The sequence below is a fragment of the Lewinellaceae bacterium genome, from assembly GCA_020636135.1.
In the GTDB taxonomy this organism is placed as follows: Bacteria; Bacteroidota; Bacteroidia; order Chitinophagales; family Saprospiraceae; genus JAGQXC01.
This window is the reverse complement of sequence record JACJYK010000002.1, coordinates 561567-587303: the sequence shown is the minus strand read 5'-3', so window position 1 is coordinate 587303 and position 25737 is coordinate 561567. Positions and strand designations below refer to the sequence as shown.

The window sequence follows — 25737 nt, the reverse complement described above, 5'->3', positions numbered from 1 at the left end:
AACACGTCTAAAAATTAATTTAGACGTGTCTAATTTTTTATTTAGTTTTATCTAAATCGTTGGTTATGCGAAGCCTTTACATTGTCGCTATAAGTATGCTATGTGTGCCGCTTGCTGCCCAGGGCCTCAATACGGACCGGCCTGATCAAACAGAGTCAGCCTGGACCGTGCCGCATAACGCGCTGCAAATCGAAACCGGGGCCGCCCTGTCTTCCACGGGAAACAACCTGACATTGAATGTACTGCAAAACGTGTGGCGATATGCCCCAGTACCGCATCTGGAGGCAAGACTCGTGTCGGGGCTGCACTTCAGCCCAAATGAAACGAAAGTACCTCAGTCCGGATTTGACGATCTGGAGGTCGGGTTAAAATATCAATTTGTCCGGGGAAAGACACCCATGGCCTTGTTGACCCACATCATCCTGCCGACCAGTGATGATGATTCCCGGGTAGGTGCGTTCTGGAAAGTACTCTGGGCGCACGATCTGGGCCCCTATCTTAACGTGGGCTGCAACGTAGGCTTGGAGGTCCTCAAAGGCCGGTCTCCACAATACAATTATTCCTTATCGGTGAGTATGAACCTGACAGAAAAGCTGGGATATTACCTGGAACCCTTTGGTACGCTGGGTGACATTCATGCCTGGGATACCGGGCTGACCTGCCTGGTTTCTCCCAATGTGCAGTTGGATTTTTCCCTGGGTTTTAGTTTAATGTCATCCTACAATTATTTTGCCTTCGGTTGTTCCTGGAGGATACCTCATTAATCCCAACTCATGCAATAGACCCTTTCATTTAATATACATTAAGAATTCAAGTGACTGTAAATCAGGATATTCTTAATGCATTGCATAGAAAAATTCTCTTGCATGCTTTGGGCTAATGTTGAATAAGTAAATCCGCTCTTATTCAAATTTCTTGGGATCGAGGTTAAAAAACCGCACAGCATTGTTAAACAGGATATCCCTCTTCTGGTCGTAGGACAGGTAATCGGCATTCTGGATAACCCCTATAGAGGTCTCCAGTAGTTTGGGCCAGATCATCAGGTCGGTGCCGTAGAGAATACGCTTACCGAAACCAGCCTGGACCAGTCGCTGAATGTACGCATTCACTTCCGCAAGCGGGTAACTCCAGATAAAACCGGCCACATCTACATATACGTAGGCGTTGGCACCCATCAGGGCGATCATTTCATCGATCATCGGATAGCCCGCATGCATCACCCAGATCTTAAGCTTGGGATGGCGGGCCAGCATGTCTTCCAGCAAAAAGGGTCTGCCCAGGGAAGCACGGTATTTGGGTGCAGTAATATTCGCCATGCCATTGCCTCCGGTCCCCATGTGGATACCAACCGGAATACCCAGTTTCTCTGCGACTCCAAAATACGCATCCAGGGACAGGTCACTGGGTGACATACCCTGGTATTGCGGAGCCACCTCACCCATCACTTTATAAAATCCATTGGAAAGAGAGTCTTCAAAAGCTTCCACGGTCATCTCGCCGGCAGAACTAAAGGATAGCGATGGAATAAAATGGTCTGGCGCTGCCGCATGCCACCGGTGCAGGACCTCCGCATCGCCGCTGGCAACCATGGTAATATTGAGGCGCTTACACACGTCCACCAGGGCATCCTGCATTTCCTGGTCGGAAGTTGCCGCTTTCAGCGGATCAACGCAATCACTGCTCATAAAGGATGGTGGAGGCAGATTGGGATCACCACCTGGCATATTGGCCAGAAACCACGGGCACAAGTCACCGGCAAATCCCGGATTCATCTTCATGGCGTGTACATGGACGTCGATGATGGGCTCGTGTTTTTTCATATCCTGAGAAAAAACCCTCGATGGATCCAGGAACACGATACCGATCAATACCATTTTGGAGATAAGTGTGAAAATTGAAATCCGGTTCATAATTTCTTTCTATTTAATATTCGATTGCATGCCCGGGCCACGAATTGCTTATTGGCATCATCCTGAGCAGTAGGCTCCGGAGCAGCAACAATTTCTAAATTTAAGAAATGTTACAACGTGTTTTGCATCCGGGCTATCTGTGAACTCTATGATTGTATGCATTTCAATCATCCGTTGTCAGGTCTTTAAACATCATATACGTGTCAACAAACCCGAGTTCCATATGCCGAAACCCATTCGGGGTTGTTCCGATAATCTCAAATCCAAATTTCTGCCACAACGTGACCGCAGTTACATTTGTGCTCACCACCATATTGAACTGGATGCCTGAATAACCTTTTTCCCTTGCGTATCGGATGGAGTGATCACAAAGCACTTTACCTGTCCCTTGCCCATGGTGTTTTGGGTTCACCATATAACCACAATTTGCAATATGATTTCCCAGGCCGATTTGATTGGGTTTGATAAAATAAGTACCGACTATTTCTCCGTGATTCACTGCTACGAACGTGTCCATATGGTCGGCAAACCAATAATGAGGCAATTGATCTTTGGGCGTATCGGGAGAAAATACATAGGTATCCCCGGTTGAAATGACTTTCTTAAAAATTTCCCAAACTGCATCAAGGTCGGTTTCAATGGATGCTCGTCTGATTTCCATATTTATTTTGCCAGGTCAGGTCCGGTATGGATTAATAACAGAATTGAATTTGAAAATTACAGTAAATCTGCTGAACAGCCAGCATGAAGTGAATCACTGGAAGTTATCACACCCGATTTATTGCCATTTATTGCCATTTATCTCCATCGCATCCCTGTTAAAAGCGTGTACACCAGGGGGACCGAAAAATTACCTGAAATTTATTTCGCACTATAAATTATACTCTGCATGCCATGTGCCGGGATAGACATTATAATGGCCTGGTTAAGGATCTGCAATTTAAAATCAATAGCTGTACCGGTATTATTCATCACCACGGTCACATAGGTTCCGTCGGTGTTGCGGAAAGTCGTGGCTTGTAACACACTCCGGCTGCTTGCAGTACTCACCCGTACTGCGCCCGGACGTATAAATTTGGAGAAGTGGCCGATGTAATAATAAGACGGCGTATAAATCAATGCGCCGGTGCGCGTATCGGCATGGACCGGTGCAAAGCAGAAGTTACCCACATGATTTGGGCCTCCCATCTCATCAAGCAGGACATTCCAATCGGTCCAACCGGCCGTTCCCTGGTTGAAATCATTGATCATCGCCCGGCCATACCGCTCCGCATTTGGCCAGTACTGATAGTGGGTGGAATCAAAGCTCTCGGCACACCCTTCGGTGAAGATCAGCTCTTTGTCCGGGAAGGCTTGTTTGACGATCCCTTCATTGGCAAACATCGGATCGCCACCGGCCCAGACTTCGTACCAGTGGAACCCAACACCCCACACATATTTGGCTGCTTCGGGATCCTCCAGAATGGTAAAAGCACGGTGTGGCAGCAAGTCACGGTTATGATCCCATACGATGACTTTTTTATCCCCCATTCCTTCGCGATCCAACGCAGGTCCCAGGTGAGCCTTAAGGAAATCACGCTCTTCCTCAGCCGTGTAAATGCAGGACTCCCAGGTTTGCGTTGCCATCGGTTCATTTTGAATGGATAGGCCCCATACCGGGATACCTTCCGCTTCATAGGCTTTGATGAATTTTGTGTAATACAAAGCCCAGGCATCATAGTATTCTGGTATCAGCTTGCCACCATGCAACATGTCGTGATTGGTCTTCATAAAGGCCGGCGGACTCCAGGGGCTGACGAATAGCTGCAGTTTGCCTCCCGCCGCAGCGATGGCCCGTTTGATCATCGGAATGCGGTATTGCCGGTCATGGGAAATATCAAATGTGCCCAGTGCCTTATCTTCATCCGTGACATAGGTATAGCTCTCGGAAGAGAAGTCGCAGCTGTGGATATTGGTACGGGCCAGCGTATACCCGATCCCTTTTTCCGGATCGTAATAAGCTTGTAGCAGCTCTTCCTGCTTGGCGGCCGGCAGTTTGGCAAATACTTCGGCAGAAGCATCTGTTAAGGCACCTCCGATGCCCTGCATGGTCTGATAGGTCTTGGATGGATCTACAAATACGGCTATTTCCGTTTCGAGTGGCTGGGGAGTTTCAGCAAAAGTAACAGCACCGCCCAAAGCCAGCCGTTCACCGGTTTCGGCTGCCGTGGTGTACAAAGCCACGGTTGCACCGGCAAAGGAGGGAACAGGATCTGAGGACGGTATGGATTCATGGGTTGCAGGCTGGGTACACCCGGCCCAAAGCAGCATAAGGGTTAACAGGGTTATGGCAAGATGTTTCATCGCACTGGATTTTTGCTTTCCTTAAAGATAATGAAATGGCAGATCAGCTCATCCACTGTATTTGACGAGTCTGATCATCATAGCCAGTGATCTTTATAGCTGTAAGTACCCTTATTTTAATGCGCCGTGCCCAAAGTACTCCTTCCTGGGTAGTCTTTTCAGTCAGCGCATATAATCCAATCATGTAAGCCCTGTAAAATTTCATCAAATGGACAACACTTGGAGCCATTGGTAGCGTACGATCCTGTGGAGGTGGTTTTCCATTCACCTGCCACCATGCAATCTTTCATAAGTGTCGTAAGTACGGCCCATTTTTTCAGGTGACTTTATTCCTCTCCATTTACCGTTCTACAATTTGCCTAACCTTGCTTTTGTCCGCACTTCCAGCTACCTTAATGTAACGATGATAATACGGATCGTTCACTGGTGGTTCCTGACAGTCGGCCTTGTCCTGTTTTCCGGTATGCCTGCTGGCATGAAGGCGCAAAGCCTCATTCGCAATGGTTCCTTCGAAGGGCTTGATCCGTTTTATGGCCACATACCCCTGCAATGGCAGGTATGCGACTCCGTGAGCACGCCGGATATCCAGCCAATCAGCAGTGACCGGCCTGCCTATGCCGGCAGCACCTATCTGGGGCTGGTGGCACGGGTCCGCACCGAAGGAAGGCCGGAATGGAATGGCACCGTGGAAGCCGTATACCAGGAACTGGCCGACTCGCTGATCCCGGGCCAGGATTACCGGATCCGCATCTACCTGATGTATGACCCGAACCACAAGCCCTCGGCACCCCTCCCGATCGGGTCGGCAAAATTGAGGATTTACATTGGCAATCAACCATGTGATGAAAGCCGATTACTCTGGCAGTCGGTCATCATCAATCATCAGAACTGGCAACCGTACAACATCCGCTTCAAAGCCAACTGTGGGGAGCGGTTTTTGCGCCTGCAGGCCGACATTGCGGATGAATCCTACGACCTCAACTACATCATGATCGACAGCGTATCCCTTGTAAAAACTAGTTCGGGCACGCAGCCAACCATCAATTGTAGTGATGTTTACGGAAACGGCTCAAATGGCCAGGGCGGAAGCAATGGTCAATCCAACGGAAATGGCCAGGGTGTTGAGGAAACACTCTGTCCGGTTTTTTTGCCTACTGCATTCAGCCCGGATGGCGACGGATCAAACGACTATTTCATGGTGTACCCGCGCTGTCAGATCACCGCCTTTGAATTAGCCGTGATGGACCGCTGGGGCAATATGGTATTTAGCAGCCGGAACGAAAACGATGGATGGGATGGCACCTTCCGCGGCATGGAATCTCCACCGGGGGTCTATTCCTATCGGGTAATCCTGCACTTCCTGGATAGTAATGCCCTCGACAGAAAGCAGGTGGATCATGGCACGATTACATTGTTCCGGTAAAACTGTTCTTGAAAAAACAAGTAACATTAGTATGAAAGAACCCTTATTGCTGGACATGGTTCCGGTATTGCCAAGCCAGGACATCGCCCGGGATCTGGCCTGGTACGAAGAAAAAACCGGATTCGTCAGGGTATGGGCAGATTCGATGTATGCGATCCTGAAACGGGACCGGCAAACCTTTCATTTGCAATGGCACGCCGACACACCGGATGATCCGCTACTCGGAGGATCCGTGATCCGTATCTTTGTCCAGGATATTCAAACCTATTTCAACGAATTTGTCGCCAGAGACACGGTAGCACCGGATCGATTGCGGATGAATACGCAGTGGGGAACGCATGAATTCGGATTCTACGACCTGAATAACAATGCCATCTTTATTGTGGAAGATGCTGCCTGACCATTGGCTGACTAACTTGTACAACGTCAAAACGTAAATACATCAACACGTAGACACATTATTCCCCATACATGGGCATACCGGCCAGGCTCTTCATTTGCAGTTCAGCCATTTTCATCCGGTAGGAATAGTCGGATAACCGGTCTTTCACCTGAGTCTCCAGCAGGATGGCTTCACGGACCGCATAATCGGTCGCCCGTCCCGCCTGATACAGCTGGCGCGCCAGTTCGGTATTGCGGGTTGAGGTCTCCACATTACGGAGTTCCAGATCGCGAACCTCCAGCAGACTCTGGTATTGCTGGAACAGCTGGGACATGGTAGAACGGATGTTCAGGGTCAGGTCTTTGCGGGATAGCTGGATGTTATCCTGATAGATGTTGGCGTTGGCAATATCCTTTTTCAGATTGTGGCCGGTAAACAAATCGTAGCTTAGCGATATACCTCCGGTCGGTCCAAAAGTCCGGTTGGATAATAAAAAGCCCACTTCCGCCCGGGAGTAACTAAAACTGTATCCCAGGTTTAGGTTAAGGCGGGGATAAAGGTCCGCCTTGGCTTCTTTGATGGTCACGGCAGCCAGACGCTCATCCACATTTAACAAACTCAACTGATAGTTGTGATCCAGAGCTTGCTGGGTGAGAGCATCCAGTGTAGGCATGGCAACCGGGTCGATGGTCTCTGGCACCCGGAATGCGATGGTGGATTCACGGCCCAGCAACAGGTTAAAAGCCATTTTAGCTTGCCGGAGCTGCTCCTGCCGGTTCAGCAATGCAGAGCTGTCCGCATTGACTGCATTGGTGGCCTGCAGTACTTCCAGCTCCGTGCTGGCGCCCAGGCGCAATTTGTCCGAAGCCAGCCGGCGTAAGGATTGATTGAGTTCAATGGAGGTCTCGGTAATGCCGATCTGCTGCTGCAGTCGAATCAGCTCAAAATAGGCTAATTGTACATCGGTGGCAATACCATGCAATTCCTGCTGGGTCAACACATGAGATCTGGATTCCAGCATGTCCAGCCTTTCTTTGGTAGCGAACATCCGGAACCCGTCAAATGCCGTCCAGGTAGCTTCCAGTCCGGCCCGGGCGGAGGTGTTTCCGGCGCCAACCCCAGTGCGCGTATCGCCACTGAAAAACTTCTGCTCGGTATTGTTCGAAGAGTAGGTCACGGATCCCGTGGTACTTACCGTGGGCAGGTACCCGGCATTTCCATAGGTATTGCTGTTAGCTGCAATCGTTTCATTATTGCGCAGGATCTGAACCTGAAAATTATTCTCCAATGCGATCTGAACAGCTTCTTCCAGGGAAAGCACGGGTTGAGACCAGGCCAAACCGCCCATTAATCCGAATAAAACAACCAACCTTACTTTTAACAGAATATCCATGATGTTATTTACGCTTAAAGAATGTGTAGGCGGCAGGAATGACAAACAATGTCAATACCAGTGAAAACAGAAGACCGCCGATGATGGCCACACCCATTGAAATACGGGAGGTGGCTGCGGAACCCAGGGCCAGCGCGATGGGTAAAACGCCCAGCACCGTGGCCATACTGGTCATCAGGATCGGACGGAGACGCAGGGTCGCCGCTTCGATAACCGCAGCGAACTTATCCAGCCCGGCTTCCCTTCGCTGGTTGGCAAACTCGACGATCAGGATCCCGTTCTTTGTCACAATTCCAACCAGAACAATGATACCGATCTGGCTGAAGATGTTGATGGTATGACCACCTATCCACAGGGCCAGCAATGCTCCGAAAAGAGCCAGGGGCACCGTGAACATGATGATCAATGGATCCAGGAAGCTTTCAAACTGGGCAGAAAGGGCCAGATAGATCAATGCCAATGCCAGCATGAAAGCAAAATACAAACCTCCGGAACTTTCCACGAAGTCTTTGGATGAACCCGACAATGCAGAGCTGAAGGATTCGTCCAGAACCTGGGCCTTCACCGCGTCCATGGCGGCAATTCCGTCACCAATCGTGTATCCTTCTGCGAGGTCGGCTGATACGGTGGCGGAAATGTACCGGTTATAGCGGTATAGTGTCGGAGGGTTGGATTGTTCGGTCTGATTGACCAGATTACTCATCTGGATCAGTTCTCCTTTATTATTCCGTACATAGATGTCGGACAAGTCGCCCGGGTCATTACGGTCACTTCGGGGAGCTTCGCCGATCACTTCATATTGTTTACCGTCGCGAATGAAATAGCCGAAGCGTTGCTGGCTGTAATACAGTTGCAGCGTCTCGGCGATGTCTCTTACCGTTACGCCCAAACTCCGGGCACGATCGCGATCGATCTGGATATGCAATTCGGGTTTATTGAATTTCAGATCAAGGTCGGTGACGGAAAATTCAGGACGCTTGTTGACTTCATCCATAAATTTTGGAATGGCCTCCTTCAGCTTGGCAAAATTCGGACTCTGGATGACGTACTGGACCGGCATGCCCCGCAGGGTACGGCCCACCGATATGGTTTGCTCCTGGGATACAAAGGTCCGCGCAAAGGGCAGGTTATTGAACTTCCCGTACAGCATTTTAGCGATCTGGTCCTGGGTCCTGGTCCGCTTGCTCGGGTCTACCAGTGAGAAGAAAATGAAGGCCGAGTTAGCCGAAGCTGTGGATCCGAATCCGGGCGATGTCACTGCGATGTAGGCGCGTTTCTCCGGTATGGTGTCCACGATGGAAAGCAGTTCAAGCTGATATTTGTCCATCATCTCGTAGGACGTTCCTTCCGGAGCGGTGGACATAATACGAAATCCGCTTTTGTCTTCCATAGGTGCCAGCTCCGACCGCAAATGGGTACCCAGGTAAAAGATACCGTATCCGGAAATAGCCAGGATCGGAACCACCAGCCACCGTGCTTTGACGAAATGTTTTACACCTGTATTGTAACCATTGGTCATTCCCCGGAAAAATCCTTCGGTCATACGGAACAACAGGGACTCCCGCTTTTTCTTCCGGAGAATCCGCGAACTTAGCATGGGTGTCAGGGTCAGTGAAACGACGGTCGAGATGACGATGGCTCCGGCAACCACAATACCGAACTCCCGGAACAAGCGACCGGTCAAACCCTGCAGGAAGATGATGGGCAGGAACACCGCAACCAGCGTAATACTCGTCGCAATGATGGCAAAATAAATTTCCTTCGATCCTTCTATACCGGCATGTAGGGGTTCCTCGCCGTCCTCAATCCTTCGATAGATGTTTTCCATCATCACAATGGCATCGTCAACCACCAGACCGGTGGCCAGCACAATTCCAAGCAACGTCAGGATATTGATCGAAAAACCGAAAATGTACATGACAAAGAAGGTACCGATCAGTGAAATCGGAATAGCCAGGATCGGGATCAACGTAGTCCGCCAGTCCCGCAAAAACATAAAAATAATGATCACCACGAGGATGAAAGCAATCAAAATGGTATCCTGAACTTCATTGACGGCTTTCCGGATGGACAAGGTTTGGTCAAACGCATAACCTACCAGAATATCCGGCGGAAGATCTTTCTTCAGCTGATCAACCCGCTTATAAGCCTCATCTGCAATTTCAATGTAATTGGCACCGGGAAGGGGCGTAATGGCACAGCCTACCATTGGAATGACACCGGAACCACGCAGGATCGTATTCAGATTGCGTGGCTGCATTTCCACGGCGGCAATGTCTTTCAATTGTACAATAACCCCGTTCTGTTCACGGATGACCATATCGGCAAACTCCTCCGGGGTATTCAACCTTCCGAAGGTGCGGATCGTCAATTCAGTCCGGTCTCCTTCGATCTTGCCGGAAGGTAACTCCAGGTTTTGTTCCTGCAGGGCTACCCGCACATCCAGTGGCGTAAGCCCGTAAGCGGATAATTTGGCCGGATCCATCTGGATGCGGATCGCATATTTTTTCTCACCCCAGATACGGATGTTGGAAACGCCGGGGATGGTCTGCAGTCTCTCCTTGAAAATATTGTTGGCCATTTCTGACAGGGTCATCAGGTCCCGACGGTCGCTTTGAATCGTCAGGGCCAGGATGGTCGAGGCATTGGCATCATTTTTTGTTACGGAAGGAGGGTCAGCATCCTGAGGCAGCTGGCGCTGAACGCCGGACACCTTATCGCGTACGTCATTTGCGGCTGCTTCGAGGTTGGTGCCGATCTCAAACTCAACGGTAATGGTGCTCCGGCCATCGGCGCTGGTGGAAGAGAGTGAGCGTATACCTGCAATACCGTTAACTGCCTCCTCAACCACTTCCGTGATCTGTGATTCAATAATTTCCGCATTGGCACCAACATAACTTGTTGAGACGGAAATGACCGGAGGGTCTACCACCGGATAATCGCGCAACCCCAGGTATGTATAGCCGATGACACCAAATAAGATAATGGTGATTGAAATTACGGTGGCCAGGACGGGCCTGGTAATGGAAACGGAAGCCAGACTCATGGAAGGACTAATTTTTAGGGTTGGACAAAACGGTTGATGATAATCTTGGATCCATTCGTGACCGACATCAAACCGCTGACGAGAACCGTATCGCCTATTTGTATGCCATTAAGTACTTCGATGTAAGCATCACGCCGCTCTCCCGTCCGTACATTCACAGCCTGTGCCATGCCTCCCCTGGCTACGAAAATCTCTTTTCCGTCCAGGATGGGAACGATGGCATCCGTGGGTACCAGAACCGCGGCCTTGGTCACACTGGTCACCAATTGCACTTTGGCAAACTGACCCGGTTTGAGCACTTGTTGCGGATTGTTGGCGATCCCTCTGACTTTTACGGTGCGGGTATCGGGATTCAGTTCTGTCCCGATTGCATAAACTCTGGCTTCGTAGGGCGTCGTTTGTCCGACGACCGTGAAGGTAAGATTCTGACCGGTTTTCATTTCCGGCAGAAATCGTTCAGGTACGTCAAATTCCAGTTTAATGGGATGGATCTGATAGAGGTCGATGATCACATCGTTGGGTCCGATGTAGGCACCTTCGCTGATCTGCCTTAATCCCAGTGTACCGCTGAAAGGAGCGTAAATTTTCGATTTGGCGATCAGTATTTCATTCAGGGCCAGATCCGCTTTGATGGATTCGATGGAATTGAGCAGTCGGTCGTATTCTTCCTGACTCATAGCCTGAATGGAAACCAGCTCTTTTCCGCGTGCCACTTGTTTTTCCGCCAGGTCAAGGCTTACCTCCAATTTTCTTTTCTGGGCCAAAAGCTCCGAATCATCAATCTCCGCCAGTAATTGCCCTTCTTTTACATTGGCTCCTTCCTGGAAATAAAGCTTTTCCAGCCGGCCGCTGCGTTCAAACTGGATGGGCACCGCTTCATTGGGCAGAAGACTGCCGGTGGCCTCCAGGGTCCGCTGTATGGTTTGTGGTTTGACAACAAATCCTTCCACCGTCATGGCCTGTGCACTTGGTGGAGCAAAGGTAGGAGCCGGCGCTGCACTGGGTACTTCCTCATCACTGCCACAGGACATAAGCAGCATAAAACTGAATACGGGAATAAACCATTTAGACATAAGTCTTAAGACAGGAATCATGTATGTAAATTTCAGATGGCGAAATTGATCAATTTTTTATAGAATTCTTTCTCCAGAAACCTTAACATCATGTTAAGAAGCTGGTATCCAGAGGCCTTTCGGGCATTTCTTTGTTAAAGAGTAAGTACATCTTAACATGAACATGCTTCTTAAAGCAACTCCAATTCTATTCAGATTGTTGGTAGAAATAGAGGTTCAGTGGACGAATTGACCAGTTGAGTAGATTTTGTTCGTGATAAAAGCGATATTACTTTACCTTATTTGTGGAAGAAACGAATCATGAGGGTACCTTGAATAAATGGCTACATCATATCCTGTTAACCATAGCGGCGGTGTCCTTCCTTGGTATCATGAAAGGCTATGGCCAGATTGAGCCATTCGTATGTTCCGGAGAATATTACCTGACACTGAGACCCGGCTTAATCAGCAATATGAACCAGGTGATCATCGACCCGGTCACCGAAGAAGTCCGGTTCCGGCCGATTCCCGGATTCCCTCCCAAATACCACATCAACGGGATGGGATACCGGTCCACCGATAATTTCATTTATACACTGGAGCAGGATACCAGAACACTGATTCGCATCGGTAAAAATGGCACCGCCCAGGAGTTACGGGTCATTGATGAGTTGTTTAACGGCCAATATCCGGCAGGTGACGTGACCCCGGACGGGCACTACCTGATCCTGATCGGCGGCAGTCCCTTCAGTGTGTATTCCAATTATGTGGCCTTCATCGACCTGACAAATCCAGCTTATCCGGTGACCGTTCACAATGTAAATTTTACCGCTTCCATTTACGACTTTGCCTTTGATCCATTCACAGGCATTGCCTATGGATATGACAGTCAGAATCAACGCGTGATCACGATAAACTTCAAGACTTTCGAGATCCAGTCTGTAAGCCGTACGCGGCAGATTGCGTCTTCCATAGCCTCTGTATTTTTTGATGCCTTCGGCAATTTATACGGATACGGTTCCATTGGCCAAACATTTGGCATTCAGAACACCCTGTTTAAGATTGATAAAGAAAAAGGTATTGTGGAATTCCTCACACATGGTGAAGAAGCGAACCGCAGCGATGCCTGTTCCTGCCCGTTTACTCTGAAATTGCAAAAAACCGTCAGCCCGCGCGAAACCGTACCGTGCTCGATGGTAGAATACACATTCATCGTCGCCAATTCGACCGGGTTTACCCAGTCAGGCATTCGGCTCGAAGATCAGTTACCCCAGAATTTCACCATCAACCGGATCCTCGACAACCCATTTGGCGGTGACGTGCTTTCCGCAGAAGGACCAGACCGGTTGATCGTTGAGAATATGGTCGTTCCCCCTGGTATTGACTCCTTAAAAATCGAAGTGTATGTCGGCCAGAATACGGTCGGCCACCGGGGCAATCAGGCATTGCTGAGCCGTCTCGCAGTCAATCTGGGCACCCAGACCTTATCCGATGACCCGACCACCCTGAAGCCGGAAGATTCTACCTTTCTGGATGTGGTCCCATTTGTACTGGATCTGGAAAATCAAAATAAACAGCTGTGCCCCGGGGAGACTCTGTTGTTGCTGGGTAATCAAAACGGGGTGAATTATCTGTGGAATGATGCCTCTACCGGACCAACCTATGCGGTTTCTCAACCGGGAACGTATTGGGTGAAAGCCGAGACCGGATGTGCCACCCTTTACGACACCATAGAGGTAACGTTTTCTCCTCCCATCTCTGTAGATCTGGGCGACAACCTGGTCGTGGATCTGGGTGAAGAAGCCCATGTCATCCCGGATGTGAATTCATCCATTGACTTTGTAAATGAATGGACCGCTACTACCCAGAAGGCTTTTCCCTTATGCAGAACGTGTGCTGATGTAACCATCCGGCCACTTTTTGACGCCACCTTGCGCCTCACCGTCACCAATGCAGCAGGATGTACCGCCATGGATTCACTGGAGATCCGCGTCAACAAGGTTAAGGATATCCTGGCTCCCAATGCCTTCAGTCCTAACGGGGATGGTAATAATGATGTATTCTACCTGTTTGGAAAGGGTGTTGACCAGGTGGAGGCATTCCGCATTTTTGATCGCTGGGGAAATATCGTTTATGAACGCAGGGGCCTTTCGATCAACGATGCTTCCCAGGGATGGGATGGGCGTGTGAAAGACGGATCCTATGCCCAGCCCGGTGTCTATGTGTGGACCGCCCAGGTTCGCTTTCTGGATGATGATATCCGCATCGCCGGCGGTGATATCACCCTGGTTCGATAACTCCGCATACCACCAGACCAGGAACCCACTTTTTAATATCCAAACTTAATCTGTCATCCTAAACCAGGTTCAGGAAAATATTTTACCCATTTCTTTGATGCCAATATATATTTTGTATATTCACTATAAGGATAATGTTCAAGGCGTTATCTGTACTTGCAACTCAGCCTATATTCATTGATGGAAAAAATGCTCAAGAAAAGAACGAAACAGCCGTAATTATTTGCTCCTTATAATTGTAAATTTTACATTTAACTTTTCTCAACAATTTAAACCAAAATGCGGGATATGAAGCTAAAAAGTGTTCTAAGGAATGCGCTGCTGCTGGTTGGAGTGCTATTCTGTACGGCCGCGTACAGTCAGCAAAACATCAGCGGGACAGTCACCGGTTCTAACGGAGAACCGCTGATCGGGGTGAACATCCTGATCAAAGGCACGTCCAGCGGGACTACTTCCGACCTGGACGGCAATTATTCACTTCAAGCCAACATGGGCGACGTACTGGTATTTTCCTATACCGGTTTTGACTCACAGGAAATTACCGTTGGGACTTCATCGACCATCAATGTGGTTCTCGAAGAGGGTAAAGCACTTGAAGAAGTCGTGGTAGTAGCCTACGGAGTGCAAAAGAAAGTCACCGTGACCGGAGCCGTGGTCGCATTACCGGGGAAAGATTTGGTTAAGTCACCAGCGGTGGACATGTCAAACTCTCTGGCAGGCCGTCTACCCGGGGTTGTGGTCATCCAGACCAGCGGTGAACCCGGTTACGATGGCGCTACCGTGACCATCCGCGGTACCAACACCCTCGGTAACTCCAGTCCGCTGATCGTTATCGATGGTATTCCGGATCGCGCCGGAGGTCTCGGCCGCCTTAATCCGGCGGACATCGAGTCCATCTCCGTCCTTAAGGATGCCTCTGCAGCCATCTACGGAGCCCGGGCGGCAAACGGTGCCATACTGATCACCACCAAACGTGGCACATCCGGTAAGCCGACCCTGACTTATGATTTCAATCAGGGCTTTACACAGCCAACGATTGTTCCGAATATGTCCAATGCGGTGGAGTATGCCAACATCATGAACGAAATCGGGATTTATAAAAACGTACCGCAAGGTGAATGGCAAGCCGCATGGCAGGCTCTGAAAACCACCGGTACCTATGATTCCCCCACCGACGGAGTTGCTACTATCAATGCGAATTACAGCCCGGAAGCCGTAAGGCTATATGGTGAAGGATCTGATAAATGGGGCTATCCGGATACGGACTGGTTTGGGGATGCGTTCCGGACCTGGGCTCCCCAGTCACGACACAATCTGCAACTCTCCGGAGGAACAGATAAAATCCGGTACATGACCTCTCTGGGTTACGTACACCAGGACGCCATCTACAAAAATTCGGCTACGTACTACAATCAGTACAATTTCCGGATGAACCTGGATGCCAACATCAGCGACTACATCAAGCCCAATGTGGGCATCATGGTACGCCGTGAAGACCGTAACTTCCCAACGGAAGGCGCCGGCGCTATCTTCCGGATGCTGATGCGCGGACGTCCTACAGAACCGGAAGTCTGGCCCAACGGAATGCCCGGACCGGACATCGAAAACGGTCAGAATCCTTACGTTATCACCACCAATGCAACAGGATACGTTAAAGACCCAACCGACTACATCCAGGCAAACGGTGGTGTTGACATCACCAACCCCTGGGTTGCTGGCCTGAAGCTGACCCTGAGTGCATCCGTCGATAATTCCAGCCGTACCACCAAGACCTGGCAGACACCATGGATGTTGTACTATTGGGACCGCCAGACCTATGGTCCGGATGGAGATCCGTTGCTGGTGGGTGCCGTACGTTCCAATTTTAAGGATCCGCGTTTGCGTCAGCAATACCGTACTGCACTCAATACAAACATGACCGCATTGTTGAATTACGATAAAAGCTGGGGCACCGACCATTCATTGAATGTGCTGGCCGGGGTTACCCGTGAGACGTTCACCGGCTCAGATTACTTTGCGTTCAGAAGAAACTACATCTCGGCTGCAGTGGATCAGCTCTTTGCCGGAGGATCACTGGAACAAAATACCGGAGGTAGCGCCTACGAACGCGCCCGCCTGGGTTATTACGGTCGTGTTCAATACAACTTCCGTGAAAAATACCTGGCAGAATTCATCTGGCGTTATGACGGTTCCTACATATTCCCTGAGTCCGATCGATTCGGATTCTTCCCTGGACTTTTGCTGGGTTGGAACATCTCCAACGAAGATTTCTTCAATGTTCCAGGCATCGATTACCTGAAACTGCGCGCTTCGTACGGACAAATGGGTAACGACCAGGTTTACTTTAATAACCAGCTGCAAGAGTATGCGTATCTGTCTACATACGGATTTGGCAGTTATCCGATCGACGGTAAGGTCGTAACCACCTTGCGGGAAACCATTCTGGCCAACCCAAGCTTTACCTGGGAACGTGCCAATAACATGAACATAGGCCTGGATGCTACCATCCTGAACAACATGTTCGACGTTTCTCTGGAATACTTTTACAACAAGCGGGACCAGATCCTGATCCAGAAGACCGGTTCTACGCCAGCATCTTCAGGTATCAGTTCACTGTTGCCTCCGGTCAATGCCGGGAAGGTTGACAACAAAGGTTTTGAGTTTACCGTAAACTACAACAATCCGGCCTCTAACCGTGTACGTCTGCAAGCCGGAATCAATGCCGGATATGCCAAAAACAAGATTGTCTTTATGGATGAAGTTAAAGGAGCTCCTGAATACCAGTATCAGACCGGAAAACCGATCGGAGCCTACCTGGTTTACCAATCCGATGGCGTCTTCAAAGATCAGGCAGAAATTGAAGCCAACAAGATCGACTACAGTGGTGTAACGGGTAAACTCATCCCCGGTGATATGAAATTCGTGGATTATAACGGGGACGGCAAGATTGATGCTGACGACCAGGTACGTCTGGATGAGAGCATCACCCCGACGTTCAACTTTGGAGCCAACGCCTATCTTTCCTACAAGAATTTCGATCTGTCGGCATTGCTGCAAGGCGCTACCGGAGCATCGATCCGTATCCAAACGGAATCTGGTGATATCGGTAACTTCCTGAAATACAGCTACGACCACCGCTGGTCAATAGACAACCCCAGCAGTATCGATCCACGCCTGGCCAGCCGGGGTGATACGTATTATACGGGAGGTAATTTTGGTAACAACACCTATTATCTGTTCAGCAAAAATTACATCCGTCTGAAAAACCTGGAAATAGGTTATACCATCACCAATGAATTGCTCAACAAAGCGAACATCAGCAATTTGCGGGTATATGCGAATGCATTAAACCTGTTCACAATCACCGCAAATGATGTTTATGATCCGGAGACGACATCCCAGAGTGGACAGTATTATCCACAGCAAAGGGTATTGAATATTGGTGCCAGTTTAACATTCTAAAACAAGCCTCTAATGAAATCATTAAAAATCATAATAATGGTGTTCCTGGTTGCACTGATCATGCCAACTTCGTGCAACAAGGACTTTCTGAATACACAGCCACTGGACAAGATTTCCAGTGAGGCCACCTGGGGGGACGGTCCTCTGTCTGAGGCCTTTATCTTTAACATCTATTCCTTCCTGGGTTATGGGGGCTTTGAAGAACAAGCCCTGGCAGCTTTAACAGACGAAGCGATGTTTACACACGCCGGTCGGAATATCAACACCTTCACCGAAGGTTCAGAGACTCCGTCTAACCTGGCCTGGGTCAGCGGTACGTATGAGTGGGGAACCATGTATCTGGCCATCCGGCAGGCAAACATTGCCCTGGACCGGTTGCCTACATCCACCTTCACGGATGATAACCTTCGCAACAGGTTATTGGGTGAGGCACACTTCCTGAGAGCTTATTATTACCATCAGCTGATCCGCTATTACGGTGCAGTGCCTATTATCGACAAACCATATGGTTTGGATGATGATTATTCTGTAGCCCGTAACAGCTGGGAAGAATGTGTCAACTTTATTGTATCCGACCTGGATCAGGCCATCAACTTCCTGGACGGTCAGCCGGAAACGGCCGGGCGCACCTCAAAAATTGCCGCTATGGCTTTGAAAGCCCGGGTATTACTGTATGCCGCCAGTGATTTACACGATGCTTCCAAAGCATCAGCAGCATCCAGTGTCCTGGGATCCTATGCCAACAAGGAGTTGTTTGCCTATACCTCCGGTTCCCAGCAATCCCGTTGGCAAGCTGCCAAAGCAGCCGCCAAAGCGGTCCTGGATGCCGGACAGGGCTATAAGCTTGACCTGACCGAACCCGTAACTGCAGAAGCAGGAAGCGCCAATTATCTGAATATAGCAATGGGCGGCGGTAGCGCTGTCGGTGATGCCGGAGCTGCCGTTGAATTATTGTTCCAGCGTACGCACACATCCCTGTACACCGTAGAGGATAACTGGCCCTTGGGTGGTATTCACTTCGGGATCAACAATGGCCCGAACGGTTATCACAACTGGGCTGGTAACACACCGATCCAGGAGCTGGTAGACGACTACGAAATGATGGATGGCTCCAGTTTTGACTGGAACAATCCGGAGGAGGCAGCACATCCTTTCTCCAATCGTGATCCACGCTTTTATTCAACCGTCCTCTTTGATGGCGCCGGTTGGAAACCACGTCCTTCTGACGTAACGGCACTGGATCCGGTCAATCAGATCCAGACCGGTATTTACGACGATGGCAGCGGTGGATTCCTCAATGGAATCGATACCCGCGAGTCCCCCATCGAAAACTGGAATGGTAGCCGCACGCACTATTATGTACGTAAATTCATTGACGCCGACCCTGCTTTACCGGATGATCAGTCCCATGCACAGGTGATTCCCTGGCCATTCATCCGCTATACCGAAATGGTATTGAGTTATGCAGAAGCATGTATCGAGCTGGGTGAGGAAGATGAGGCCCGGACCTGGATCAATCGTATCCGTTTCCGCGCCGGTATGCCTGCCATCACCGATGCCGGAGATGCCCTGATGGATCGTTTGCGCAATGAACGGCGTGTAGAACTGGCTTACGAAGAACACCGGTACCACGATGCACGTCGCTGGCTGATTGCGCCTTCCACGTTGGGCCGCGGTATCCATCAGGTTGATATCAGAGCCACGTTAAAACCAGGCAAGTCGCCCTTGGTGCCTTACCGGCATGACGAATCGGTGTACGATTACACGTATACCGTGGTGAGTAACACGTCCAATGAGACCCGTACCTGGGCCGACAAAATGTACTTCCGCCCCATCAGCCGGGATGAAGTCAACCGTAACGATAAATTGATACAGAACCCGGGATACTAAACCATCCCGGACCGTCGAATGGATAAAAAATCTATCCCCGGCCCCGGGGATAGATTTTTTTATTTTTACACCAACACATGGCACCAGATCGTGATACGACAAATTGCTAAATGGCTCCCTTTCTTTGTACTGACAGGACTTTTCGCTTGTAAACAAAAAGACTCAGCCACCGGTGTTCCCGAAGAAAAACCGGCAGCCGGTGTGACACTTTTTACCCTCCTGACTCCCGCTGAGACCGGTGTGGATTTTCAAAATAAACTGGATGAAGGATTGAACACCAATATCCTGATGTACGAGTACTTCTACAACGGTGGTGGGGTTGCCTGCGCTGACTTTAATGGCGATGGGATGCTTGACCTCTATTTCAGTGGCAACATGCATGATAATGCCCTCTACCTGAACCGCGGCCAGTGGAAATTTGAAGCGGTTACCGATCTGGCAGGAGTGGCCGGGAGACCAGGACCGTGGAAAACGGGAGTTGCTGCAGTCGATATCAACGGAGACGGAAGGATGGACCTCTATGTGAGCTACTCCGGGGCTTTACCCGACGAGAAGCGCGTCAATGAACTCTACATCAATACCGGCAACAACGAACAGGGCATCCCGCAGTTCAGTGAAGAAGCGGCTGCCTATGGCCTTGCCAGTCAGGCATTCAGCAACCAGGCTTACTTTTTTGATTACGACCGTGATGGCGACCTGGATGCCTTATTGCTGAACCATAATCCAAAGAACCTGCCCATCCTGAATGAAGTAAGCACAGCCGAGTTTCTGAAAAAGGATGATCCCAACCGGGGAGTGCGGCTCTTGCAACAGGAGAATGGTCATTTTACCGATGTCACCACCCGTACCGGTATCAGTGGTTCAGCCTTAACCTATGGATTGGGTCTGGGCATTACCGATATCAACCGGGACGGATGGCCTGATTTTTATGTATCCAACGACTATGCGGTCCCCGACTACCTGTACATCAATAACCGTAATGGCACCTTCTCCAATAAAATAGGCGACGTCATTGGTCATAACAGCCAGTTTTCCATGGGTAATGATATCGCGGATATCAATAACGACGGATGGACAGATATCATGACACTGGATATGCTCCCGGAAGACAATCATCGCCAGAAATTGCTCATGGCGCCGGACAACTACGCAAAATTTGATCTGAATGTCCGCTCAGGATTCCATTTCCAGTATATGCGCAATATGTTGCAACTCAACAACGGCAACGGCACCTTCAGTGAAATAGGCCAAATCGCCGGTATTTCGAACACCGACTGGAGCTGGTCAGCACTCCTGGCAGACTACGACAATGACGGATGGAAGGACCTGTTCGTCACCAATGGATACCTGCGGGACTATACCAACCTGGATTTCATCAATTACATGGATGCCTATGTCAAAGAAAAAGGACGACTGCTGCGTGAAGATGTCATCGGCATCATCAACCATATGCCGGCATCGAATGTGACCAATTATCTGTACGCCAACGATGGAGGCCTTCGCTTCAACAATCAGACCAGCCAATGGGGTATGGGTCAGACCTCTAACAGCAATGGTGCCGTCTATGCGGACCTGGATAATGACGGGGACCTGGACCTGGTGGTCAATAACATCAATCAGCCGGCGTTCATTTATCGCAACAACGCGCAGGATCTACCCGATCATCATTACCTGCAGATCGAGTTGCACGGGATGGGTAAAAACCCGCAGGGTATTGGCAGCCGGGTGACGCTTCAATACGGAGGGCGTACCCAGTCCGTCGAGCAGATGCCTACCCGCGGTTATTTAAGCAGCATTTCTCCCATCATCCATTTTGGTCTGGGCAATGCAACCTATATCGACACCCTGACCATCCAATGGAATTCGGGAAAGATGCAAATCCTGACCGGTGTTACGCCAGATCAGCGCATTACCCTGGAGGAGCAGTCCGCTGACAGGACTACACAACCCTACCAGCCCCCCACCTCCTGGTATGAGGAAACCGCTTCACCGATTCCGTTCGAACATCATCAGCAAACCATCAATGACTTTGACCGCCAGCCCTTACTGACCTTCAGCCCTTCCTATATAGGACCGTGTATGGCTTCTGCCGATGTCAATGGTGACGGAAGAACCGATCTGTTTGTCGGCGGCGGTGAAGGACAAAGTGGTGCACTATTTCTGCAGGAGGCGAGCGGGCGTTTCGCACAACCCAAAGAACCGGACCTTATCACCGACCGGAACTATATTGACGCAGAGGCCATATTCTTTGATGCCAATGGCGATAAGGCTCCGGACCTGTATGTTGCTTCCGGAGGATACAATTTGTACGAACCGGGCAGCACTGATCTTCAGGACCGTCTTTATTTCAATGATGGTCACGGCAAATTTACCTGCCGCAAAGATGCATTGCCCACCATCCCGGTCAGTACGGGATGTGTCACAGTAGTGGATGCCAATGCGGACGGCCATCCCGATCTGTTTGTTGGCGGACGGGTCGTTCCGGGAAGGTATCCGGAAGCGCCCCGGAGCTATTTGTTACTTAATGACGGTCACGGTATGTTTACAGATGCTACTTCGGAACTGGCTCCAAACCTGGCCGAAGTGGGTATGGTCACCAGCGCCGCATGGGCTGACCTTGATGGTGATCAAATATACGAGCTGATCCTGGCCGGAGAATGGATGCCCGTTTCCATTTACCACTGGACCCAGGGCCATCTCGAAGAGGTGACCAGCCAATACCTCGAGGATTCGTACCGGGGATGGTGGAATACGATCCAGGTTGCCGACGTAAACGAAGATGGCAAACCTGACATCCTGGCCGGGAACTGGGGTACCAACAGTCAGATAAAAATGTCGGTGAAAGAACCTGCCCAATTGTATTACCGGGATTTTGATCAGAATGGATCCGTGGACCCGGTCCTGTGCACTTACATCCAGCACCAGTCCTTCCCCTATGTCACCCGTGATGAATTATTACGTCAGCTGGCCTTTCTCAGGGCCCGCTTCACCACCTACGCCAGTTTTGCAGATGTGACCATTGAGCAGATCTTCAAACCCGAAGAGTTGTCTGCTGCCGGACATCTGGTTGCGGACCATGCAGAAACGACATTTTTCCTTAGTCAGCCGGACGGAAAATTAAAAGCTGTTTCCCTGCCGCCCGAGGTTCAGTTTGCACCGGTCCATGCCATCACGGTGCTGGATTATAATCAAGATGGTCATCAGGATGTGCTTCTGACAGGAAACAACCACCATGTAAAGTTGAGGCTGGGGCAAATGGATGCCAATTATGGGGTACTCCTGCAGGGCAACGGAAGCGGTGATTTCACCTACGTCCCCCAGGAATTATCGGGATTTAAGATTCAGGGGGATGTTCGCAGTGTGATCCAACTGGACGACCGTATCCTCTTCGGACTTAACGGAGGGCCGGTGATCACCTATCAGAAACATTCAAAGCAAAAAGCATTATGAAAACCCGGTGGTTCGGAGGAATTTTGACTGGGATGATTTCCCTGGTTCTGACCTGGTCCATGTGTACCAGGCCAAGCCGGTCCTATACGCCTCAGGAAGCGGCGTTAAGCTGGGCCGATCTGACGCTATACATTACTAAAAAGACACCTGCCAATACGCCTACCTTTGCCTCCCGCGTCCTGGGTTATATTGGCCTGACCATGTATGAATCCATTGTTCATGGCTACCCGGAATACAATTCCCTGGCGGGCCAGCTGAACGGGTTGGACAGCCTGCCACTTCCAGAGTCAGGAAAGACCTATGACTGGGTGTTAGCCCTGAATGCCGGGCAAGCGGAAATACTGCGTACCATTTACATTCAGACCTCCGACTCCAATAAAGCCAGAATCGATGCATTGGAGCAAACCATGTACGATGCCTTCGCCTCTGACCTTGATGATGAGACCATCGGTCCGCGATCTTCAGCTTATGGTAAAGCAATAGCTGACGCCATCTTTGCCTGGTCGCAAACCGATGGCGGACACCGTGGTTACCTCCATAACTTCGATAAGACCATGGTATTTCCTGAACGCCCCGGAGGATGGAAGCCGCCGCTTTACGGGCAGGCCATCAGCCACTACCCCCTGCATCCGCACTGGGGCGAAAACCGGACTTTCCTGAAGCAGGATGGTGAATTACCCGTCCCTTACATGATCCCTTACGATACGACAGCGGGCTCGCCCTATTACAACCAATATCTGGCGGTCTATGAACAGGATAAAGCCCTGAACCAGCAGGAAAAAGAACAGGCTCTCTGGTGGGGCGATGATCCGGATGTGACGTTTACACCTCCCGGTCATTCGTATTACATCGCCTACAAGGTGGTGAAAGCAAAGAATCCGGAACTCATCGTTTGTGCGGAGACATTTGCCCAGGTAGGAATTGCCGTTGCCGATGCATTTATCAATTGCTGGAAATGGAAGTACCATTATTTCTCCGAGCGGCCTAATACCTTTATCCCGAAATACATCGATCCGGATTTTGTATCCTTTTGGCCGGACCCGCCATTCCCGGCCTTTCCTTCCGGACACGCCATCAATGCCGGCACCGCAGCGACCATACTCAAGACCCTGTATGGTCCCCGGTTTCATTTTATCGACAGCTCGCATTATGGCCGGCCATTCGATGAATTGAGACAAACAGCTTTTGTTCCACAAGCCTTCGACAGCTTCTGGCAGGTAGCCATCGAAACGGCTGATTCGCGGTTTTACGGAGGAATCCATACCCCCCAGGACAACAATACCGGATTGGAGCAGGGAGCCATCATAGCCAATAATGTAAATCACCTGCACTGGAAAAAGAGTGAATATGGAAAGTAACCTCAAGCCATTTCCAACGGGTGTATCAACTCGTCATATGGCCCTGTTCACCAGCTTTTACCTGAGTATTGCCAGCATGCTGAGTGCCCAGAAACCATTTACCGACATTACAAAAAGCAGCGGCATAGATCATCGGTTTAAAGTCTTCGAAGGGCTGCTTGGCGGAGGTGCCTGCGTATTGGATTATGATCAGGATGGCTACGAAGACCTGTACATCACCTCCGGGCGCCTGGAAGATGTGCTTTACCATAATGAAAGGAATGGCACTTTCAGAAATGCATTTGCAGGCTCTGGACTGGAATTAACTAACAAATACATCACGCAGGGTGTTAGTGGAGCTGATATTAATCGTGATGGCTGGGTGGATCTTTTCATCACAACCATTAACTCGAACGATTCCAGCATCAACAATATCATTCCGAGGGCTATCAACCTGTTGTTCTTAAACAACGGTGATGGCACATTTCGTGAGATAACCGCAGAATATGGCCTTGATCAAATGTATTCCTTCAGTACCGGACCAAGCTTCGGTGACTTCAATGAAGACGGCTATCCGGATCTTTATGTAGCCAATTATTTTTTAAGCTATGAGGGAAAACTCAGTGCAATCAACGACGCGGTTATCGTAGCGTCCAATACCACTGCACCGGGATATCTGCTCATCAACCAAAAAGGTAAAAAGCTGGTCAACCGGTTTAAGGATTATGGTCTGGATTACAAAGGGTTCGGGTTCGGTGGTTTACCTACTGATTTTGATAACGATGGTGATTTGGATTTGATCATTAACCACGACTTCGGTTTTAAATCAACTCCTAATCTATTACTTGAAAATGAATACCCCAAGCGACGGTTCCTGGATCGGGCTAAGAGTCTTGCAATGAACCTGCAAATAAATGCAATGGGTACTGCCGCTGGTGACATTAATGGCGACGGATGGATGGACTATTATTTCACCAATATCCGGCTGAATGCCATGATGGTTAACCAGGGTGCCGGCAAACCGTTTATAAATCTGACCAAGGAACTGGGCCTTTCTTATGTCACCATTAGCTGGGGAGCCAATTTTGCCGATTTCGACCAGGATGGTGATGTCGATTTGTTTGTTTCCAATGGCGATCTCAATCCGAACTGCCAGCCATTGCCTGACTTTTATTTCATCAACGATCATGGGCATTTCACCGAATCATCCCGATGGTCCGGATTAAACGACCCTGGCATCGGCCGGGGCTCCGTCACTTTTGACATGGATAATGATGGAGATCTGGACCTCTTAGTGGTAAATCAGGTACCGGTCATGCCCTATGAGGCAGAATCGTACACCCGCTTATTTCGGAACGACAGCGCCAGCGGCAACTGGATTAAAATCAAATTACAGGGTGTTCAAGCAGATAAGAATGGATTGGGTTCACGAATCGAAATGGTAGCCGAAGCCCAGCACATGATCCGCGAGATTGATGGTGGCGGATCCAGTCATCTCTCGCAAAACTCTACCATTGCACATTTCGGCCTGGGCAATGCCCTGAAGGCCGATACCATACTGGTTAAATGGACCGGCGGAAACCAGCAAATGCTTACGGATGTCGCAGCCAATCAGCTATTGAATATTACTGAGTCACCGGCCAGCAAAAAAACTCCGACCTGGTTTTATCTTGCCGGCATCGTTCTGATCTTTGGAGCATTGGGGTATGCTTTGGGTAAATCCCGTAAATTAAAACAAGCCTAGGTCGCAAT

General features: G+C 49.8%; 15 protein-coding genes. 9 read left to right on the top strand and 6 right to left on the bottom strand.

What is annotated here, in order from left to right:
• Window positions 1-65: 65 nt before the first annotated feature.
• A complete protein-coding gene (locus H6570_17510; protein MCB9321085.1) occupies window positions 66-764 on the top strand; it encodes a transporter in 699 nt (232 codons plus the stop codon).
• A 138-nt stretch (window positions 765-902) separates the two neighbouring features.
• Here H6570_17510 and H6570_17505 read toward each other — a convergent pair whose 3' ends face one another.
• From H6570_17505 to H6570_17495, 3 genes are all read right to left on the bottom strand, one after another.
• Complete coding sequence (locus H6570_17505) at window positions 903-1874, bottom strand: amidohydrolase family protein (protein ID MCB9321084.1); 972 nt, start codon at window positions 1872-1874, stop codon at window positions 903-905.
• Between the two features lie 199 nt (window positions 1875-2073).
• Window positions 2074-2571 carry a GNAT family N-acetyltransferase gene (locus H6570_17500; GenBank protein ID MCB9321083.1) on the bottom strand — a complete coding sequence of 166 codons (498 nt, stop codon included), beginning with the start codon at window positions 2569-2571 and terminating at the stop codon, window positions 2074-2076.
• Window positions 2572-2771: 200 nt separating this feature from the next.
• On the bottom strand, window positions 2772-4220 hold the full coding sequence (locus H6570_17495) for a glycoside hydrolase family 30 protein (protein MCB9321082.1): 1449 nt from the start codon (window positions 4218-4220) through the stop codon (window positions 2772-2774).
• 436 nt (window positions 4221-4656) lie between these two features.
• On the opposite strand from H6570_17495, the gene H6570_17490 reads away from it, so the two are divergent.
• Both H6570_17490 and H6570_17485 read left to right on the top strand, forming a co-directional pair.
• Window positions 4657-5676, top strand: coding sequence for a gliding motility-associated C-terminal domain-containing protein (locus H6570_17490; protein MCB9321081.1), 1020 nt, complete (start codon window positions 4657-4659; stop codon window positions 5674-5676).
• Between the two features lie 31 nt (window positions 5677-5707).
• Window positions 5708-6076: a glyoxalase/bleomycin resistance/extradiol dioxygenase family protein gene (locus tag H6570_17485; GenBank protein ID MCB9321080.1), complete on the top strand. Its 369-nt coding sequence runs from the start codon at window positions 5708-5710 to the stop codon at window positions 6074-6076.
• Window positions 6077-6134: 58 nt separating this feature from the next.
• Here the strand turns inward: H6570_17485 and H6570_17480 are convergent, their stop codons facing one another.
• The 3 genes from H6570_17480 to H6570_17470 are packed head-to-tail and all read right to left on the bottom strand — an operon-like array spanning window position 6135 to window position 11591.
• Window positions 6135-7451 carry a TolC family protein gene (locus H6570_17480; protein ID MCB9321079.1) on the bottom strand — a complete coding sequence of 439 codons (1317 nt, stop codon included), beginning with the start codon at window positions 7449-7451 and terminating at the stop codon, window positions 6135-6137.
• Window positions 7452-7455: 4 nt separating this feature from the next.
• Window positions 7456-10497, bottom strand: coding sequence for an efflux RND transporter permease subunit (locus tag H6570_17475; GenBank protein ID MCB9321078.1), 3042 nt, complete (start codon window positions 10495-10497; stop codon window positions 7456-7458).
• 14 nt (window positions 10498-10511) lie between these two features.
• Window positions 10512-11591, bottom strand: a complete 1080-nt coding sequence (locus tag H6570_17470) for an efflux RND transporter periplasmic adaptor subunit (GenBank protein ID MCB9321077.1) — start codon at window positions 11589-11591, stop codon at window positions 10512-10514.
• 290 nt (window positions 11592-11881) lie between these two features.
• Here H6570_17470 and H6570_17465 point away from each other — a divergent pair, with 290 nt between their 5' ends.
• From H6570_17465 to H6570_17440, 6 genes are all read left to right on the top strand, one after another.
• Window positions 11882-13846: a gliding motility-associated C-terminal domain-containing protein gene (locus tag H6570_17465; GenBank protein ID MCB9321076.1), complete on the top strand. Its 1965-nt coding sequence runs from the start codon at window positions 11882-11884 to the stop codon at window positions 13844-13846.
• Between the two features lie 288 nt (window positions 13847-14134).
• Entirely contained in the window at window positions 14135-17308 is a 3174-nt protein-coding gene (locus tag H6570_17460; GenBank protein MCB9321075.1) for a TonB-dependent receptor, read from the top strand.
• A 12-nt stretch (window positions 17309-17320) separates the two neighbouring features.
• Window positions 17321-19198: a RagB/SusD family nutrient uptake outer membrane protein gene (locus H6570_17455; GenBank protein MCB9321074.1), complete on the top strand. Its 1878-nt coding sequence runs from the start codon at window positions 17321-17323 to the stop codon at window positions 19196-19198.
• An 18-nt stretch (window positions 19199-19216) separates the two neighbouring features.
• On the top strand, window positions 19217-22648 hold the full coding sequence (locus tag H6570_17450; GenBank protein MCB9321073.1) for a VCBS repeat-containing protein: 3432 nt from the start codon (window positions 19217-19219) through the stop codon (window positions 22646-22648).
• Window positions 22645-24006, top strand: a complete 1362-nt coding sequence (locus tag H6570_17445; GenBank protein ID MCB9321072.1) for a vanadium-dependent haloperoxidase — start codon at window positions 22645-22647, stop codon at window positions 24004-24006. The genes H6570_17450 and H6570_17445 overlap by 4 nt, the downstream gene beginning before the upstream one ends.
• Window positions 23996-25729 (top strand): CRTAC1 family protein, encoded by a 1734-nt coding sequence (locus H6570_17440; protein ID MCB9321071.1) that lies wholly within the window; start codon window positions 23996-23998, stop codon window positions 25727-25729. Before H6570_17445 ends, H6570_17440 begins: the two co-directional genes overlap by 11 nt.
• Window positions 25730-25737 lie beyond the last annotated feature (8 nt).

Coding starts and splice junctions, on each gene's coding strand:
- H6570_17510 (MCB9321085.1), top strand. CDS start 66: ATGCGAAGCCTTTACATTGTCGCTATAAGTATGCTATGTGTGCCGCTT.
- H6570_17505 (MCB9321084.1), bottom strand. CDS start 1,874: ATGGTATTGATCGGTATCGTGTTCCTGGATCCATCGAGGGTTTTTTCT.
- H6570_17500 (MCB9321083.1), bottom strand. CDS start 2,571: ATGGAAATCAGACGAGCATCCATTGAAACCGACCTTGATGCAGTTTGG.
- H6570_17495 (MCB9321082.1), bottom strand. CDS start 4,220: ATGCTGCTTTGGGCCGGGTGTACCCAGCCTGCAACCCATGAATCCATA.
- H6570_17490 (MCB9321081.1), top strand. CDS start 4,657: ATGATAATACGGATCGTTCACTGGTGGTTCCTGACAGTCGGCCTTGTC.
- H6570_17485 (MCB9321080.1), top strand. CDS start 5,708: ATGAAAGAACCCTTATTGCTGGACATGGTTCCGGTATTGCCAAGCCAG.
- H6570_17480 (MCB9321079.1), bottom strand. CDS start 7,451: ATGGATATTCTGTTAAAAGTAAGGTTGGTTGTTTTATTCGGATTAATG.
- H6570_17475 (MCB9321078.1), bottom strand. CDS start 10,497: ATGAGTCTGGCTTCCGTTTCCATTACCAGGCCCGTCCTGGCCACCGTA.
- H6570_17470 (MCB9321077.1), bottom strand. CDS start 11,591: ATGATTCCTGTCTTAAGACTTATGTCTAAATGGTTTATTCCCGTATTC.
- H6570_17460 (MCB9321075.1), top strand. CDS start 14,135: ATGAAGCTAAAAAGTGTTCTAAGGAATGCGCTGCTGCTGGTTGGAGTG.
- H6570_17455 (MCB9321074.1), top strand. CDS start 17,321: ATGAAATCATTAAAAATCATAATAATGGTGTTCCTGGTTGCACTGATC.
- H6570_17450 (MCB9321073.1), top strand. CDS start 19,217: ATGGATAAAAAATCTATCCCCGGCCCCGGGGATAGATTTTTTTATTTT.
- H6570_17445 (MCB9321072.1), top strand. CDS start 22,645: ATGAAAACCCGGTGGTTCGGAGGAATTTTGACTGGGATGATTTCCCTG.
- H6570_17440 (MCB9321071.1), top strand. CDS start 23,996: ATGGAAAGTAACCTCAAGCCATTTCCAACGGGTGTATCAACTCGTCAT.